Source organism: Mycobacterium sp. NGS11, assembly GCF_059813315.1.
The window spans coordinates 200,139-214,980 of sequence record NZ_JCALEJ010000004.1; the positions used below are offsets into that span (position 1 = coordinate 200,139).

Annotated in this window: 15 protein-coding genes; 4 read left to right on the top strand and 11 right to left on the bottom strand. The window is 66.8% G+C overall.

Annotated elements, in window-relative coordinates; translation table 11 throughout:
• Positions 1-59 precede the first annotated feature (59 nt).
• Together AC5Y4T_RS07740 and AC5Y4T_RS07745 are read left to right on the top strand one after the other, a co-directional pair.
• Positions 60-920, top strand: coding sequence for an LLM class F420-dependent oxidoreductase (locus tag AC5Y4T_RS07740; RefSeq protein WP_499918600.1), 861 nt, complete (start codon positions 60-62; stop codon positions 918-920).
• Positions 921-946: 26 nt separating this feature from the next.
• The gene (locus AC5Y4T_RS07745; RefSeq protein WP_499952555.1) at positions 947-1,555 is read left to right on the top strand and encodes a class I SAM-dependent methyltransferase; all 609 of its coding nucleotides are present in this window, start codon (positions 947-949) and stop codon (positions 1,553-1,555) included.
• 127 nt (positions 1,556-1,682) lie between these two features.
• Here the strand turns inward: AC5Y4T_RS07745 and AC5Y4T_RS07750 are convergent, their stop codons facing one another.
• Complete coding sequence (locus AC5Y4T_RS07750; protein ID WP_499952557.1) at positions 1,683-3,827, bottom strand: 3-hydroxyacyl-CoA dehydrogenase NAD-binding domain-containing protein; 2,145 nt, start codon at positions 3,825-3,827, stop codon at positions 1,683-1,685.
• A gap of 4 nt (positions 3,828-3,831) precedes the next feature.
• Positions 3,832-5,043 (bottom strand): acetyl-CoA C-acetyltransferase, encoded by a 1,212-nt coding sequence (locus AC5Y4T_RS07755; protein WP_067352530.1) that lies wholly within the window; start codon positions 5,041-5,043, stop codon positions 3,832-3,834.
• A 280-nt stretch (positions 5,044-5,323) separates the two neighbouring features.
• On the opposite strand from AC5Y4T_RS07755, the gene AC5Y4T_RS07760 reads away from it, so the two are divergent.
• Positions 5,324-6,505 carry a pyridoxal phosphate-dependent aminotransferase gene (locus AC5Y4T_RS07760; protein WP_499918610.1) on the top strand — a complete coding sequence of 394 codons (1,182 nt, stop codon included), beginning with the start codon at positions 5,324-5,326 and terminating at the stop codon, positions 6,503-6,505.
• On the opposite strand, the gene AC5Y4T_RS07765 is transcribed toward AC5Y4T_RS07760, so the two are convergent.
• Genes AC5Y4T_RS07765 through AC5Y4T_RS07780 form a run of 4 tightly spaced genes read right to left on the bottom strand, consistent with a single transcriptional unit; the run spans position 6,498 to position 9,028 of the window.
• Positions 6,498-6,947, bottom strand: coding sequence for an SRPBCC family protein (locus tag AC5Y4T_RS07765; protein WP_499918613.1), 450 nt, complete (start codon positions 6,945-6,947; stop codon positions 6,498-6,500). The two genes, AC5Y4T_RS07760 and AC5Y4T_RS07765, sit on opposite strands and share 8 nt — an antisense overlap.
• A gap of 38 nt (positions 6,948-6,985) precedes the next feature.
• Entirely contained in the window at positions 6,986-7,441 is a 456-nt protein-coding gene (locus AC5Y4T_RS07770) for an SRPBCC family protein (RefSeq protein ID WP_499918615.1), read from the bottom strand.
• A 58-nt stretch (positions 7,442-7,499) separates the two neighbouring features.
• On the bottom strand, positions 7,500-8,579 hold the full coding sequence (locus AC5Y4T_RS07775; RefSeq protein ID WP_499918618.1) for a CaiB/BaiF CoA transferase family protein: 1,080 nt from the start codon (positions 8,577-8,579) through the stop codon (positions 7,500-7,502).
• A gap of 5 nt (positions 8,580-8,584) precedes the next feature.
• Positions 8,585-9,028, bottom strand: coding sequence for an SRPBCC family protein (locus AC5Y4T_RS07780; RefSeq protein WP_499918621.1), 444 nt, complete (start codon positions 9,026-9,028; stop codon positions 8,585-8,587).
• A 65-nt stretch (positions 9,029-9,093) separates the two neighbouring features.
• On the opposite strand from AC5Y4T_RS07780, the gene AC5Y4T_RS07785 reads away from it, so the two are divergent.
• The gene (locus AC5Y4T_RS07785; protein ID WP_499952558.1) at positions 9,094-10,779 is read left to right on the top strand and encodes an alpha-keto acid decarboxylase family protein; all 1,686 of its coding nucleotides are present in this window, start codon (positions 9,094-9,096) and stop codon (positions 10,777-10,779) included.
• 4 nt (positions 10,780-10,783) lie between these two features.
• Here AC5Y4T_RS07785 and AC5Y4T_RS07790 read toward each other — a convergent pair whose 3' ends face one another.
• The 5 genes from AC5Y4T_RS07790 to AC5Y4T_RS07810 all read right to left on the bottom strand — a co-directional run bounded on the left by AC5Y4T_RS07790 (position 10,784) and on the right by AC5Y4T_RS07810 (position 14,790).
• Positions 10,784-10,969: a (2Fe-2S)-binding protein gene (locus tag AC5Y4T_RS07790; protein WP_499918627.1), complete on the bottom strand. Its 186-nt coding sequence runs from the start codon at positions 10,967-10,969 to the stop codon at positions 10,784-10,786.
• Positions 10,970-10,979: 10 nt separating this feature from the next.
• The gene (locus AC5Y4T_RS07795) at positions 10,980-11,606 is read right to left on the bottom strand and encodes a fatty-acid--CoA ligase (protein ID WP_499952559.1); all 627 of its coding nucleotides are present in this window, start codon (positions 11,604-11,606) and stop codon (positions 10,980-10,982) included.
• Positions 11,603-13,069 (bottom strand): FadD3 family acyl-CoA ligase, encoded by a 1,467-nt coding sequence (locus AC5Y4T_RS07800; RefSeq protein ID WP_499952561.1) that lies wholly within the window; start codon positions 13,067-13,069, stop codon positions 11,603-11,605. Before AC5Y4T_RS07800 ends, AC5Y4T_RS07795 begins: the two co-directional genes overlap by 4 nt.
• Before the next feature lie 25 nt (positions 13,070-13,094).
• On the bottom strand, positions 13,095-14,285 hold the full coding sequence (locus tag AC5Y4T_RS07805; RefSeq protein ID WP_499918634.1) for an amidohydrolase family protein: 1,191 nt from the start codon (positions 14,283-14,285) through the stop codon (positions 13,095-13,097).
• Positions 14,286-14,370: 85 nt separating this feature from the next.
• Positions 14,371-14,790 carry a lipoprotein LpqH gene (locus AC5Y4T_RS07810; protein ID WP_499918637.1) on the bottom strand — a complete coding sequence of 140 codons (420 nt, stop codon included), beginning with the start codon at positions 14,788-14,790 and terminating at the stop codon, positions 14,371-14,373.
• Positions 14,791-14,842: the final 52 nt, after the last annotated feature.

Here is a 14,842-nt window from a genome sequence, read left to right on the forward strand (position 1 = left end):
GTGTAGAGCCGCGGCCCGAGCCACCGCGGCAGGCGCGCGCCACGAAGGGAAGACTGCACATGGAATTGACGGGCGTTGGAATCTGGAGCAGTCAGCTACGCTACGGTGACCCGACCGAATCCGCGGAGGCCGCAGCCGAACTCGACGAACTGGGGTTCCCGGCGCTGTGGATACCCGATGTCGGCGGGCCGGTGTTCGACGCGGTGGGGCATCTGCTCGGCGCGACCAAGCGGACCGTGATCGCCACGGGCATCCTGAATCTGTGGATGCATTCGCCCGGCGATGTCGCCGACTCCTACGCGACGCTGACGGCCGAGCACGGTGACCGCTTCCTGCTCGGGATCGGCGTCAGCCACGCCCCGCTGATCGACGCCGGCCAACCCGGGCGATATCGCAAACCACTGGCGGCCACCGCATCCTTTCTGGACGGCCTGGACGCCGCGCCGCGGCCGGTTCCCACCGAGCGCCGGGTGCTTGCCGCGCTGGGCCCCAAGATGCTGACGTTGTCGGCGACCCGGGCCGGCGGCGCCCATCCTTACCTCGTCACCCCCGAGCACACCGCTTCTGCCCGTTCGACTTTGGGCAGCGGTCCGTTGCTGCTGCCCGAACAGACGGTGATCTTGACCGACAGCGCCGACGAGGCCCGACAGATCGGAACCGATTGGCTGCGGTCGTATTTGGCGTTGCCCAACTACGCCAACAACCTGCTGCGCAGCGGCTTCACCGAAGACGACCTGTCGCAGGTGAGCGATCGGCTGTTCGACGCCATCATCGCGTGGGGTGATGAAGAGGCCATCATGCGCCGCGTCGCCGAGCATCGTTCCGCGGGCGCCGACCACGTCTGCGTCCAGGTGCTGCTGCCCGATCCCCGGGCGTTCCCGCGGGAGCAATGGCGCCGCATCGCCGCCGCCTCCAGGTGACCGCCCCCGCGGGCCTAGGGTGAGCTATGGCTTCCAAACAAACGCTGTTTCGGATCTTTTACCGCATCGGGTTCACCCCGTGGGATGGTCATCCGCTGGCGCAGAGCCTGCGGGGCCTGGTCGAGGGAACGGCTGACGCCGCGGCACTGACCGCCGGGTCGGCCCTGGAGGTCGGCTGCGGTACCGGCGACTGCTCGATCTATCTGGCCCAACACGGCTGGAAGGTCACCGCGGTCGACTTCGTGGCCAAGCCACTGGAACGCGCACGTGCCAAGGCCAGCGCGGCGGGCGCCGCCGTCGAGTTCCTTCGGGCCGACGTCACGCAACTGAGCCGGTCCGGCGTCGGCGCGAACTTCGACTTGATCGTGGACAACGGCTGCCTGCACAACATGAGCGACGCCGACCGCGACGCCTACGTCCGCGAGATCAGCGCCCTGGCGAGGCCCGACGCACGGCTGCTGATCGTCGCGTTCGTGCCCGGCGGTCGGGTCGGGGTGCGCGGAGTCGACCGCGCCGAGATGGAACGCCGATTCGCGCAGAGCTGGACGCTGTTGTCGGCCGGCCCCGAGCGCGAGCTGGACCGCGCCGAGAAGACCCCGGCGTGGTACTACCTATTCGCGCGCGGCGACACGTAACCTGTTGCGACGACACGCCGTATCGCTTCGCAATAACTTAAGTCTCGGGCGCAGCACAGCCGTCGAGCCACCGAACGCACCAGCCCCCGAAAACGTCGCTTCGGGGGCTGGCCGCTTGCGTCGGTGATCAGCTCAGCGATGCCGGTGGCAGGAAGCGGTCGCCGTACCGGGCGGCCAGCTCCTTGGCCCGGGCCACGAAGGCTTCCTTGCCGATACCACCCGCGCCCTGGTAACCGACGATGAACTGCGCGCTACCACCGGTGTACGGCGGGAACCCGATGCCCATGATGGACCCGATGTTGGCGTCGGCGGTCGACGTCAGCACGCCCTCGTCAAGGCACTTCTGCGTCTCGAGCGCTTCAGCGAACAGCATGCGATCGATCATGTCCTGCAACGGGATTTCCGCGCTGCCGGACTTGAACGTCTCGCGCAGGCCCGGCCACAACCGGGTCCGCTTGCCGTCGACGTACTCGTAGAAGCCGGCGCCCTTCAACCGCGAGGGCCGCTCCAGCTCGATCATCTTCTCGACGACGGCCTCCGCCGGGTGCGGCTCGTAAGTGCCGCCCGCGTCCTCCACGCCCTTGCGGGTGGCCGTCGCGATCTTGTGCATCAGCTCCAGGTTCAGCTCGTCGGACAGCTGCAGCGGCGGCGCCGGGTAGCCGGCCTGCGAACCGGCGTGCTCGACGCTCGCGGGCTCCACGCCCTCACCCAGCATCGCCAGCGCCTCGTTGACGAACGTGCCGATGACGCGGCTGGTGAAGAATCCGCGGCTGTCGTTCACCACGATCGGGGTCTTGCCGATGGCCAGCGTGTAGTCGAACACGCGGGCCAGCGCCTCGTCAGAGGTCTTCTCGCCCTTGATGATTTCCACCAGCGGCATCTTGTCGACCGGCGAGAAGAAGTGGATCCCGATGAAGTCCTCCTGGCGCTTCACACCGGTCGCCAGACCGGTGATCGGCAGCGTCGAGGTGTTCGACCCCAGCAACGCGTTGGGCTCGACGACGTCCTCGATCTCCTGGAACACCTTGTGCTTGAGTTCCTGGTTCTCGAACACGGCCTCGATCACGAAGTCGACGCCCTTGAGGTCGGCCGGGTCGGCGGCCGGCGTGATCCGGTCCAGCAGCGCCTTGCTCTTCTCCTCGGTGGTCTTGCCCCGCTGAAGTGCCTTGGCCTCAAGCTTTTCCGAGTAGCCCTTGCCCTTCTGGGCGGCCTCGAGGCTGACGTCCTTGAGCACCACCTCGTACCCGGCCTTGGCCGACACGTAGGCGATACCGGCGCCCATCATGCCCGCGCCCAGCACCCCGATCTTGTTGATCTTGACCGGCTCGATGCCGTCCGGCCGGGAACCACCGCCGTTGATGTGCTGCAGGTCGAAGAAGAACGCCTGGATCATGTTCTTGGCGACCTGGCCGGTGACCAGCTGGGTGAAGTAGCGGCTCTCGATGCGGCTGGCGGTATCGAAGTCCACCTGCGCGCCCTCGACCACGGCGTCCAGGATGGCCCGCGGCGCCGGCATCGGCGCGCCCTTGAGCTGCTTCTTCAGCAGCGCCGGGAACGCCGGCAAGTTCGCCGCCAGCGCGGGGCTGGACGGGGTACCGCCGGGCATCTTGTAACCCTTTTTGTCCCAAGGCTGTTCGTGTGAGTCGGGGTTGGCCTTGATCCACGCCTTGGCGGCGGGCACCAATTCGTCGACCGAGCCGACGAGTTCGTCGACCAGGCCGATCTCCTTGGCCTTGTCGGCCTTGAAGCGGGTGCCCTGCGACAGGATGTTCATGAAAGCGTTCTGGATGCCGAACATCCGCACGGTGCGGGTCACCCCGCCGCCGCCGGGCAGCAGGCCCAGCGTGACCTCGGGCAGGCCGACGACCAGACCCTTGACGTCCGCGGCGATGCGGTGGTGACAGGCCAGCGCGATCTCCAGGCCACCGCCCAGCGCGGCCCCGTTGATGGCGGCGACGACTGGCTTGCCGAGGGTCTCCAGGGCGCGCAGGTCACGCTTGACCGACTCGACGGTGTCGAACGCCTCGCCGGCGTTCTCCGGGCCGAGGTTGATCATGCCCTTGAGGTCGCCGCCGGCGAAGAAGGTCTTCTTCGCGCTGGTGATGACCACACCGGTGATCGAATCCTTTTCGGCGGCAAGGCGTTCCACAGCGTTGTGCATGGACTCGCTGTAGTGCTCGTTCATCACGTTGGCCGACCCGGTGGGGTCGTCCAGGGTCAGCGTGACGATGCCGTCGGCGTCCTTATCCCACTGAATGGTGTTCTCTGCCATGGTCTTAAACCCTCTCGATGATGGTGGCGACACCCATGCCGCCGCCGATGCACAGCGTGACCAGGGCGCGACGCGCGTTGCGGCGCTCGAGCTCGTCGACCATGGTGCCGGTGATCATGGCGCCCGTGGCGCCCAGCGGGTGGCCCATCGCGATGGCGCCACCGTTGACGTTGAGCTTCTCGTCCGGAATGTTGAGGTCCTTCTGGAACTTCAAGACCACCGACGCGAACGCCTCGTTGAGCTCGAACAGGTCGATGTCGTCGATCGTCAGGCCCGCGCGGTCGAGCACCTTGCGCGTGGCAGGGGTCGGGCCGGTGAGCATGATGACGGGGTCCGAGCCGCTGGTGGCGGTGGCCACGATGCGCGCCCGTGGGGTCAGGCCCTGCGACTTGCCGGCCGCTTCCGAACCGACCAGCACCAGCGCGGCGCCGTCGACGATGCCGGAGCTGTTGCCGCCGGTGTGGACGTGGTTGATCTTCTCGACATAGTGGTATTTGGTCAGCGCCACGTCGTCGAAGCCGCCCATCTCGCCGATGCCGTCGAACGCGGTCTTCAGCTTGCCCAGGCCTTCGAGCGTGGTGTCGGGCCGCATGTGCTCGTCGTGGTCGAGGATCACCAGACCGTTCTGGTCGCGCACCGGAACGACCGACTTGGCAAAGTAGCCGCCGGACCACGCCGCGGCCGCCTTCTCCTGGGAGCGCAGCGCGTAGCGGTCGACGTCCTCGCGGGAGAAGCCTTCGATGGTGGCGATCAGGTCGGCGCCGATGCCCTGGGGCACGAACCCGATCTGGTAGTTGGTCTCGGGGTCGGTTGCCCAGGCGCCGCCGTCGGAGCCCATCGGGACGCGGCTCATCGACTCGACACCGCCGGCCAGCACCAGGTCGTCCCAGCCGGACCGTACCTTCTGCGCGGCGGTGTTGACGGCCTCGAGGCCCGACGCGCAGAACCGGTTGAGCTGCACGCCGCCGGTGGTCTCGGGCAGGCCGGCGGCCAGCACCGCGGTGCGGGCGATGTCGCCGCCCTGGTCGCCGACCGGGGACACCACACCCAGGATCATGTCGCTGATCAGGTTCTCGTCGAGGTCGGGGAAACGCCGCCGGAGCTCGTCAACCAGGCCTACGACCAGGTTGAGTGGCTTCACCTCGTTCAGCGAACCGTTGCGCTGCTTGCCCCGCGGGGTGCGGATGGCCTCATAGATAAAAGCTTCTTCGGACATGACGACTTCCTGATCTGGCGAATAGGGTTCGAATCCGTCTTGAAGACTAGATCCCGCCCCACCCTAACAGGGCCCCCGGCCAACCTGTTGGTTGGCCAAACCGCGCAGCTCAGGGGCGGCGTGTGACGACGACCACGCGTCGGCTCGCCCGGCCGGGACGGCCGCCCCGGCCGACCGTGAAACTACTTTCACGCTCGGCGACGAGTGTGCAATTAACTTCACGCTGGCCTGCCACGTCCCGGGCACTGGCCGTGGCCCGCCGCGCCTAAGCTCAACCACCATGACGGTGTCGCGACTGCGCCCCTACGCGACCACGGTGTTCGCCGAAATGTCGGCGCTGGCCGCGCGGATCGGAGCGGTGAACCTCGGCCAGGGGTTCCCCGACGAGGACGGACCCCCGGCGATGCTGAAGGCCGCCCAGGAGGCCATCGCCGACGGCGTCAACCAGTACCCACCGGGCATCGGCATCGCACCGCTGCGCCACGCCATCGCCGCCCAGCGGCAGCGCCGCTACGGCATCACCTACGACCCCGACGCCGAGGTGCTGGTGACGGTGGGGGCGACCGAGGCCATCGCCTCGGCGGTGATCGGCCTGGTCGAACCCGGCTCCGAGGTCCTGCTCATCGAACCGTTCTACGACTCCTATTCACCGGTGGTGGCGATGGCCTCCGCGCAACGGGTGGTCGTGCCCCTGGTCCCCCACGGCCGCGGCTTCGCCCTGGACGCCGACGCCCTGCGCCGGGCCGTGACGCCACGGACCCGCGCGCTGATTGTCAACTCCCCGCACAACCCGACCGGCACCGTGCTGAGTGCCGACGAGTTGGCGGCCATCGCCGAGGTCGCGACCGCGGCGGACCTGCTGGTGATCACCGATGAGGTCTACGAGCACCTGGTATTCGACGGGCGGCAGCACGTTCCGCTGGCCGGCTTCGACGGCATGGCCGAGCGGACGATCACCATCTCCAGCGCCGCCAAGATGTTCAACTGCACCGGCTGGAAGATCGGATGGGCTTGCGGCCCAGCGCATCTCATCGCGGGGATGCGCGCGGCGAAACAGTATCTGAGCTATGTCGGCGGCGCGCCGTTCCAGCCGGCGGTGGCCCTGGCACTGGAGACCGAGGGCGCGTGGGTGGCCGGCCTGCGCGCCACTTTGCAGGCCAGGCGCGATCGACTGGCCGCCGGGCTGATCGACGTCGGGTTCGAGGTGCACGACAGCGCCGGCACCTACTTCCTGTGCGCCGATCCCCGTCCGCTGGGCTACGACGACAGCGGCGCGTTCTGCGCGGCGCTCCCGGAAAAGGTTGGAGTCGCCGCGATCCCGATGTCGGCCTTCTGCGAGCCGGCGGCCACGCACGGTCCGGCCGATGTGTGGAATCACTTGGTGCGCTTCACCTTCTGCAAACGCGACGACACCCTCGACGAGGCGATCAAGCGACTCGCCGGGCTGCGCGACGCTACCTAGCCGATCCGAAGCCCTCCATCACCCGCTTGCGCAGCCCCTCCAGCGCCGAGTGCAAAATTTTCTTTCGGGCCCGGGCTATCCAGAACTCCGGTAGCGGCGCCCAGGGTTCGACGGTGATGGTGAAGCGCACCCTGGTCTTGTCGACGCCCAAGCGGCTCAGGTTGTACTCGCCGTGCTGACCATGCTGCTGCGCCGTCTTGTGGGCGTCCCACACCATCCAGTCTGCGCCCCAATGGTATTCGAGCACTTCCGTGTCGTGGATGCCGGTCACCGAGATCGTGACCTTCACGTGGTGGGGGCGGCCGTCGGGATGCTTGTCGACGACCTCGACCCGCTTGTGGACCGACGACCACGAGGGCACGGCATCCATATCGGCGAGCGCCTCCATAATGACTTCCGGAGGCGCGTCGATGACGATTTCCGAAGATGCTTGAACGGCCACTAGTACTAAGTTAACGCCAGCGCAGCCACCGGCGAAGGCTATTCCGGCCGGGAAGAACCGCTGCCGCCTGCCACCTGGTCGCACAACCCTTTCATCGCGGCGTCGAGAACACTCTCGGCCGCGCGCCGCACGACGAACGCAGGCATGGGCCGGCCGGGTTCGACGGTGATGTCGAAGCGCACCCGAGTCTGGTCGACCCCTTCGGGTTTGAGGGTGTACTCGACGTGCTGGCCGTGCTGCTGCGAGGTCCCCTTGGCGTCGTAGACAACCCAATCCGGTCCCCAGTGGTATTCCAGGACCTCTTTGTCGACCAGCCCGAGAACCTTGATGGTGGCCTTGACGTGGTGCGGCCGGCCGTCGGGATACCGGTCTATCACCTCGACATGTTTGTGCAGCGGCGACCACGATGACAGGACGCCGACATCGGTCAGCGCCTCCATGACCACTTCTGGCGGCGCGTTGACGACGAATTCCCTTGATGCTTTTACGGCCACTGAGGATCAACTTAGCAACGCCGACCGCGATGCGGACCGGTTCGCCGTAAAGGATTTTCTACCAGTCGATTTCGTTGAGCGGCGTGGTCGCCGCCGGAGGCGGTCCGACGGGCCCGGCGGGGGTTCGCGAAAAGCGTGGGGCGGGTGCGGCCTGGTCGGCGCCGTGGGCGGTGATCAGGGTGGAACGCGCCCGCAGGTGCCCATCGGCGGCGGCCTCCTGCCACGTCAGCACCGGGGTGACACAAGCATCGGTGCCGGCGAAGGTCCGCGTCCATTCGTCCCGCGTCCGGCTGGCGAATCGCTGGGTGAAGATCTCGCGCATCCGTGGGTAGGACGCTTTGTCTTGCTGGGCGGGCACGTCGTCGGGTGACAGGCCGAGCCCGTCGAGCAGCGCCGAGAAGAATTGCGGTTCGATGGCGCCGACGGCGACGTATCGTCCGTCGGCGGTCTCGTAGCAGCCGTAGAACGGGGCGCCGCCGTCGAGCAGGAACGATTCGCGTCGGTCCCGCAGTGCGCCAGTGGACTTCATAGTCCACATCATCTGGGCCAGCAGGCTGACCCCGTCGACCATCGCCGCGTCGATCACCTGCCCCGCGCCCGAACGCTCCCGTTCGTACAAGGCGGCCACGATGCCGATCACCACCAGCATCGAGCCGCCACCGAAGTCCGCGACCAGGTTCAGCGGCGGCATCGGCGGCCGGTCGGCGTAGCCCAGCGCCGACAGGGCGCCGGTCTGCGACAGGTAGTTGATGTCGTGACCGGCGGTCGGCGCCAGCGGACCCTCCTGTCCCCACCCAGTCATCCGCGCGTAGATCAGCCGCGGGTTGACCGCCGCGCAGTCGTCCGGCCCGATGCCGAGTCGCTCGCAGGTCCCGGGCCGGAAGCAGTCCAGCAACACGTCGGCCTTGGCGGCCAGCTCCAGCAGCGTTCGCGGCTGCGCCTTGACGTCCAGGTCGACGATTCGCTTGCCGCGGTGCAGCAGATCGCGGTCCTCGGCCGGCATCCCCAAGCCGCCCGCTGGACGCCGCACCCGCACCACGTCGGCTCCCAGATCGACGAGCAGCATTCCCGCGTGCGGTCCCGGCCCGATGCCGCCGAGTTCTATGACTTTCACCCCGGACAGCGGGCCGCCGCTCACGGCAGCTACTTACCCTTCTTCACCTGGAGCACCCGGTCGCGCAGCGCCTTGGTCGCCGAATCGATCGTTCCCTTCACGGCGCGCTTGAGCACGAAGCCGGGCAGCGGCACATTCGGGTCCGCGAGAAGCTCGAACTTGACCAGAGTCTCGTTGCCTTTCGGCACCAGGGTGTACTTCCCGTCCTGCGCCTTCTGCTGCGAGGAACTGACCAGCTTCCAGCTCACCACATTGTCGCCCCACGTGTAGGCGACCACCTGTTCGTCGGTGATCCCGGCGACCTTGACCTTCATCTTCACCTGCCGGGGGCGCCCGTCGTCACCGGTGTCCAGGATCTCCGCGCTCTGATGCGGTTCCGACCATTCGGGCATCGCTTCGAAGTCGGCGATGACGTCCAGAATCTCCTCCGGACTGGCTTCGATGACGATGTCGCGGGATTCTTTGAGTGCCATGGCCCGCACGATACTGGCCCGGCGTCTCGCCCGGAACGGATTCGACCGAGCGTACCGTCGTGCCTGTGACTGATGCTGCGACCGATCCCGCATACACCGTCGGTGACTATCTGTTGGACCGCCTCGCCGAGCTCGGCGTCTCGGAGATCTTCGGCGTTCCCGGCGATTACAACCTGGAATTCCTCGACCACATCATTGCGCACCCCAGCATTCGCTGGGTCGGCAACGCCAACGAGCTGAACGCCGGCTACGCCGCCGACGGGTATGGCCGGTTACGCGGAATGTCGGCCTTGGTAACGACTTTCGGGGTCGGAGAGCTCTCCGCGGCCAACGCGGTCGCGGGCAGTTATGCCGAGCAGGTACCCGTTGTGCACATCGTCGGCGGCCCGTCCAAGGATGCCCAGCACACCCGCCGGGCGCTGCACCATTCGCTCGGCGACGGGGACTTCGAGCACTTCTTCCGGGTCAGCCGCGAAATCACCTGCGCCCAAACCAATCTGATGCCCGCGACGGCCCGCCGCGAGATCGACCGGGTGCTGTCCGAGGTGCGCGAGCAGAAGCGCCCCGGATACATCCTGATGTCCACCGACGTGGCTCGCTTCCCCACCGAGCCGCCGGAGGCGCCGTTGCCCCGCTATACCGGTGGCACCAGCCCCCGCGCCCTGGCGATGTTCGCCGAAGCCGCGGCCGAACTCATCGGCCACCACCGGCTCACCGTCCTCGCCGACTTGCTGGTACACCGACTGCAGGCGATCAAAGAACTCGAGGCGTTGCTGGCGGCCGACGTGGTGCCGCACGCCACGTTGATGTGGGGAAAGAGTCTGCTCGACGAGAGTTCGCCCAACTTCCTGGGCATCTACGCCGGGTCCGCCAGCGCGCCGGCGGTGCGCACCGCGATTGAAGAGGCGCCCGTGCTGGTCACCGCCGGGGTGGTGTTCACCGACATGGTCAGCGGCTTCTTCAGCCAGCGCATCGACCCCGCCCGGACGATCGATGTCGGCCAGTACCAGAGCAGCGTGGCCGGAGAAGTCTTCGCGCCCTTGGAAATGGGCGCGGCGCTCGACGCGCTGACCGCGATCCTGGTGCGCCGCGGAGTCTCCTCGCCACCGGTGGTGTCGCCGCCGGCCGAGCCGCTGCCGCCGCCCCCGCCGCGCGACCAGCCACTCACCCAGAAGATGTTGTGGGACCGCCTTTGCGTGGCCCTCACCCCCGGCAACGTGGTGCTTGCGGACCAGGGCACCTCGTTCTACGGCATGGCCGACCACCGGCTGCCGCAGGGTGTGACCTTCATCGGCCAACCACTGTGGGGCTCAATCGGTTACACGTTGCCCGCCGCGCTCGGGGCCGCGGTGGCGCATCCGGACCGCAGGACGGTGCTGCTCATCGGGGACGGCGCCGCGCAGTTGACCGTCCAGGAACTGGGCACCTTTTCGCGTGAGGGGCTGTCCCCGGTCATCGTGGTGGTCAACAACGATGGCTACACCGTGGAACGGGCGATCCACGGCGAGACCGCGCCGTACAACGACATCGTCAATTGGAAGTGGACGGAGGTCCCCCGCGCGCTGGGGGTCACCGACCACCTGGCGTTCCAGGTCCGGACCTACGGCGAACTCGACGACGCGCTGACCGCCGCCGCCGAGCAGCGAGACCGCATGGTGTTCGTCGAGGTGATGTTGCCGCGACTCGAAATCCCGGCCCTGCTGGTCGAACTCGTCGAACCGACATCACCGGATGGCAGTCCGCGCCGCTGACGAGCTAGCGCGAGTTCGGGGTTCGGTCCGGACTGGACGATCGCAGGATGGCCTGCACCGTGCGACGGCAGCGTCCGCAATCGGCTCCCGCACCGCACGCCTGGGCGACTTCCTTGGTGGTCGACGCCCCGCACGAAACGGCTTCGGTCACCGTTTGACTGGTGACTCCGTTGCACAGGCACACGAACACCGGCGGATCCTCAGTCCGCCTCGATGCGCATCATGTCGAAGAATCGGCCGACGAACAACGGTGGGTAGGCGCCGATGCCCGCACCCGACATCCATTGCGCCGCCGCGTCTGGGTGGTCGATCCAGTCCCGCGCGCTTTCCTCGTCGGGGAACTCCTGCAGGATCAGCACCTCGTGATCGTCGTCGAAAGCCTGGAACACCCACGTCTTTCGGATGCCGGCAGTAGTGAATCTGTCGATCGCCGTGCTGACTTCGGAGGTCAGCAGGGACACGTCGTTCACGGAGGCGATGGCGGCCACCACGACGCCCGGCGCCGCCGGAGTTGTCGGTGGCTGCGCGATGAATCTGTCGACGATCTCGCCGGCGAAGACCGCGGGAATGTCTTCCACGCCGGCCTCGTCGAACCAATCGAAGAAGACCCGGGACCGCAGCAGCTCCACGATCGGCTCCCGGCTGTGCACACCGATCATCACCAGGACCCGGCCGTGATCGCGGGTCGAGGTGTAGACCAACACGTGGTGTGCGCCGATATCGGCCAGGGCGGCCTTGTTGCGTTTCAGCAGTGGCCATACCCGGGTGGGATCGGGGACGCGATAGTCCGATGCGATCACCATCGAATGGATATCGCCGTTGTTCATCGGAGCTGGTCCTTCATCACTTTCCCCGTCGCGTTGAGTGGGAGTGAATTGAGGAACTCTACCGTGCGGGGCACCTTGAATCCGGCCATCCGGTCACGACACCAGCCGATCAATTCGTCGGCGCTGACCTCGCCGTTGCGCACCACAAACGCTTTGCCGACCTGGCCCATCCGTTCGTCGGGGACACCGATGACCGCGGCCTGTGCCACGGCCGGGTGATTGAGCAGGAAGCCCTCGATCTCGGCCGGGTAGGCGTTGAACCCACCGACGATGAACATGTCCTTCTTCCGGCCGACGATGCGCAGCCGCCCGGTCTTGGTGAAGTCTCCGAGGTCTCCGGTGTGCAGCCAGCCGTCGCGGTCGATCGCTTGGGCGGTGGCCTCCGGTTCGTCGAGGTACCCCCGCATCACTCCGTAGCCACGGACCAGCACCTCGCCGTCCTCGGCGATGCGCACCTCGACCCCCTCGCACGGCACGCCCGCGGTGGTGGCGACGTCCTCGAAGGAATCGCCCGGCAGGGAGAGGGTGACGTTGCCGGCCTCGGTGAGGCCGTAACCGGTCATCAGCGTCTCGAACGGCAGTTCGTCGTGGATGCGACGCACCAGCTCGACCGGGATGTCGGCGGCGCCGGTCACGCCCGCACGCAACGACGACAGCCTGGACTTGTCGGCCACCGTCAGCAACGAGTGATACAGCGTCGGCGGTCCGGGCAGCATCGTGATGCGTTCACGTTCAACAAGATTCACTACGGTGTCGACGTCGAACACCGCGACGGGCAGCATCGTGGCGCCGCGCAGGAACGAGGCGACCAGACCCGCCTTGAGTCCGAAGGTGTGAAAGTACGGGTTGATCTGCAGGTAGCGGTCGCCCTCCCGCAGGTCCGCGAGCGTCGCCCACTCCTCGTACATGCGCAGCGTTTGACTGTGATTGAGCATCGCCCCCTTAGGACGCCCGGTCGTGCCCGAGGTGAAGATGATGTCCGAGGTGTCGGTGCCGCTCACCGGCCGTTCGAATGGCGAACCACTGGGCAGGAAGTCGGACTTCAGGTCGATCACCGGCACTCCGGCGGGCGCGCTGTAATCCTGGTCCAGGAAACCCTTTTGGACCAGGACGGCCTTCACCTTGCTGCGGACGATGATGTCGCGGGCTTCCTCGCTCTTGAACCGCGTGTTGACCGGGACGAGCACGCCGCCGGCGGTGAGCAACCCGAACGCCGCGATGATCCACTCGGCCGAGTTGGGCGCCCAGACAGCGACCCGGTCACCCTTGTCGATGCCGAGGTCGGCGAAAGCGCCTGCGGCACAACGGATTCTCTCGGTCACCTGACCGAATGTCAAGCGCAGCGGACCGTCGACGACCGCTTCCGCGTCGCCGAAGCGGTCCGCTGCGCTCAAGACCATCTCCGGGATGGTCTGCCACTGTCGGTTGGCCGGCTCCTTCTCAGGACGCTTCACGTCCTGCATCGTCGCCGCCCGGAGCCCCCAGACGTCACACCGTGACGAGCCGACCGAGGTTGCCGCCCATGATCTTTGCCTGATCCTCAACGGATAGATGCGACAGCGCGTTGACGTAGAACGTCGGCTCCGCCAGCCCCTCCGGGTGCGGCCAGTCCGAGCCGTACAACACTTGATCGACGCCGACGAGGTTGACCAGATCGTCGATGCCGTCCTCGAAGAACGGGCTCACGTGGATGCGGTTCTTGACCATCTCGACGGGGTCGCTCGGGAAAACCTCCGGGGCCTTGCGGAACACCTCGGCCAGGCCGTCCAGCAGCGGCGTCATCCACTTCGACCCGGCCTCGACGATCGCGACCTTCAGCTTCGGGTGCCGGTACAGCGCGCCGTGAATCACCCACGACCCCACCGCGTCCTGGATCGGCCGCCACTCGTTGAGGATGCCCATCGCATTGGTTTGGAACGGCAGCATCTCTTGTTCCGCGCCGTCCCACTCGGAGGTGTAGCGCGAATAGCCGCTGTCGCTGGAGTGCATGCCGACGAGTAAGTCGTACTCGACGACCCGCTCCCAGAACGGGTCGAACTCGGGCACCGCGAAGGAACGCGGCCCGCGGAAGCCCGGGACCGGCGCCGGGCGGATCAGAATGCACCGCGCGCCGCGCTTGACGGCCCACTCCAGTTCCTCGATCGCCTTCTCGACGATCGGCAAGGTGATGACCGGGGTGGTGAAGATCCGGTTCTGGTAGTTGAAGCCCCAGACCTCGTCGAGCCATTCGTTCAGCGCGTGGATCAGGACGTGGACGGCCACCGGGTCGTCGCGCAGACGTTCCTCGAGCAGGCTCGCCAGCGTCGGGAACATCAGAGTGCGATCCAGACCAAGCTCGTTCATCTTCTCCAGGCGCGGGCCGGGCTCGAAGAACGCCGGGATCGCGCGCATCGGTTCACCGAACAGTTCGCGCTTGCTCTTGCCGTCCGGGTTGCCGTACTTGAAGTACTCCTCCCAGGCGCCCGGCCGGGCGACGACCTCGAAGGTCGGGTTGGGAATGTAGTTGCTGATCTGACCGCGGATCGCAATCTTGGTCCGCCCGTTGATCTGGACGTACTGGACGAAGTCCTTGTACTCCTTGGGCAGGAACTTGGTCAGCGCCTCTGGGGGCTCGTACAGGTGGTTATCCGCGTCAAAGATCGGGAATGGGACGTCTTCCCGATGCGACAGCTGGCCCATGAAATCCTCCTTCGCAATTTATGAGAATACTATTCTCTACGGGAGCGTAATCGCAACGTGGGTCTCCGGACCCCGGTCCGGCGTGTCAGCAGGCCACGGAGATCTTGTAGGTGGCGGTAGCCGGTTCACCGGGTTTGGCGGTCAGGTACCCGTTGGCGGTGCCGCTGACGGTGAATTTGTCACCGGTCATGCTCATGCCCCCTTCGCCGTCGCCGCCCCGGGAGTACATTCCGCTGAAGCCACCCAGGTTCTGGATGTGTACGGACTCGGCGGTCGCCGGTTGCGCACTCTCGTCGATCACGACCTTGGCTCCCGCGAAGTCGCTGCCGATGTCGATCGTTCGGGTCCACTCCCGCTGACTGCACTTCACGACGTGAAAAGTGCGGTCAGCGCCGTTGACGGTCACCGTCGCCGTGCTGGCGATTTGGCTTGGAGGCCGCGACGTGCATGCCCCGACCAAGGCGATGGCAAGGACCGCGGCGGCGGCCAGGATTCGGTTCCGCATCGAGTCACCTCTACCTCACTGGCTAAAGTTCTTGGGCCTGCAGCGATGATGT

Coding starts and splice junctions, on each gene's coding strand:
- AC5Y4T_RS07800 (WP_499952561.1), bottom strand. CDS start 13,069: ATGCAGGACGTGAAGCGTCCTGAGAAGGAGCCGGCCAACCGACAGTGG.
- AC5Y4T_RS07760 (WP_499918610.1), top strand. CDS start 5,324: ATGACGGTGTCGCGACTGCGCCCCTACGCGACCACGGTGTTCGCCGAA.
- AC5Y4T_RS07780 (WP_499918621.1), bottom strand. CDS start 9,028: ATGGCACTCAAAGAATCCCGCGACATCGTCATCGAAGCCAGTCCGGAG.
- AC5Y4T_RS07755 (WP_067352530.1), bottom strand. CDS start 5,043: ATGTCCGAAGAAGCTTTTATCTATGAGGCCATCCGCACCCCGCGGGGC.
- AC5Y4T_RS07810 (WP_499918637.1), bottom strand. CDS start 14,790: ATGCGGAACCGAATCCTGGCCGCCGCCGCGGTCCTTGCCATCGCCTTG.
- AC5Y4T_RS07795 (WP_499952559.1), bottom strand. CDS start 11,606: ATGAACAACGGCGATATCCATTCGATGGTGATCGCATCGGACTATCGC.
- AC5Y4T_RS07805 (WP_499918634.1), bottom strand. CDS start 14,285: ATGGGCCAGCTGTCGCATCGGGAAGACGTCCCATTCCCGATCTTTGAC.
- AC5Y4T_RS07740 (WP_499918600.1), top strand. CDS start 60: ATGGAATTGACGGGCGTTGGAATCTGGAGCAGTCAGCTACGCTACGGT.
- AC5Y4T_RS07750 (WP_499952557.1), bottom strand. CDS start 3,827: ATGGCAGAGAACACCATTCAGTGGGATAAGGACGCCGACGGCATCGTC.
- AC5Y4T_RS07745 (WP_499952555.1), top strand. CDS start 947: ATGGCTTCCAAACAAACGCTGTTTCGGATCTTTTACCGCATCGGGTTC.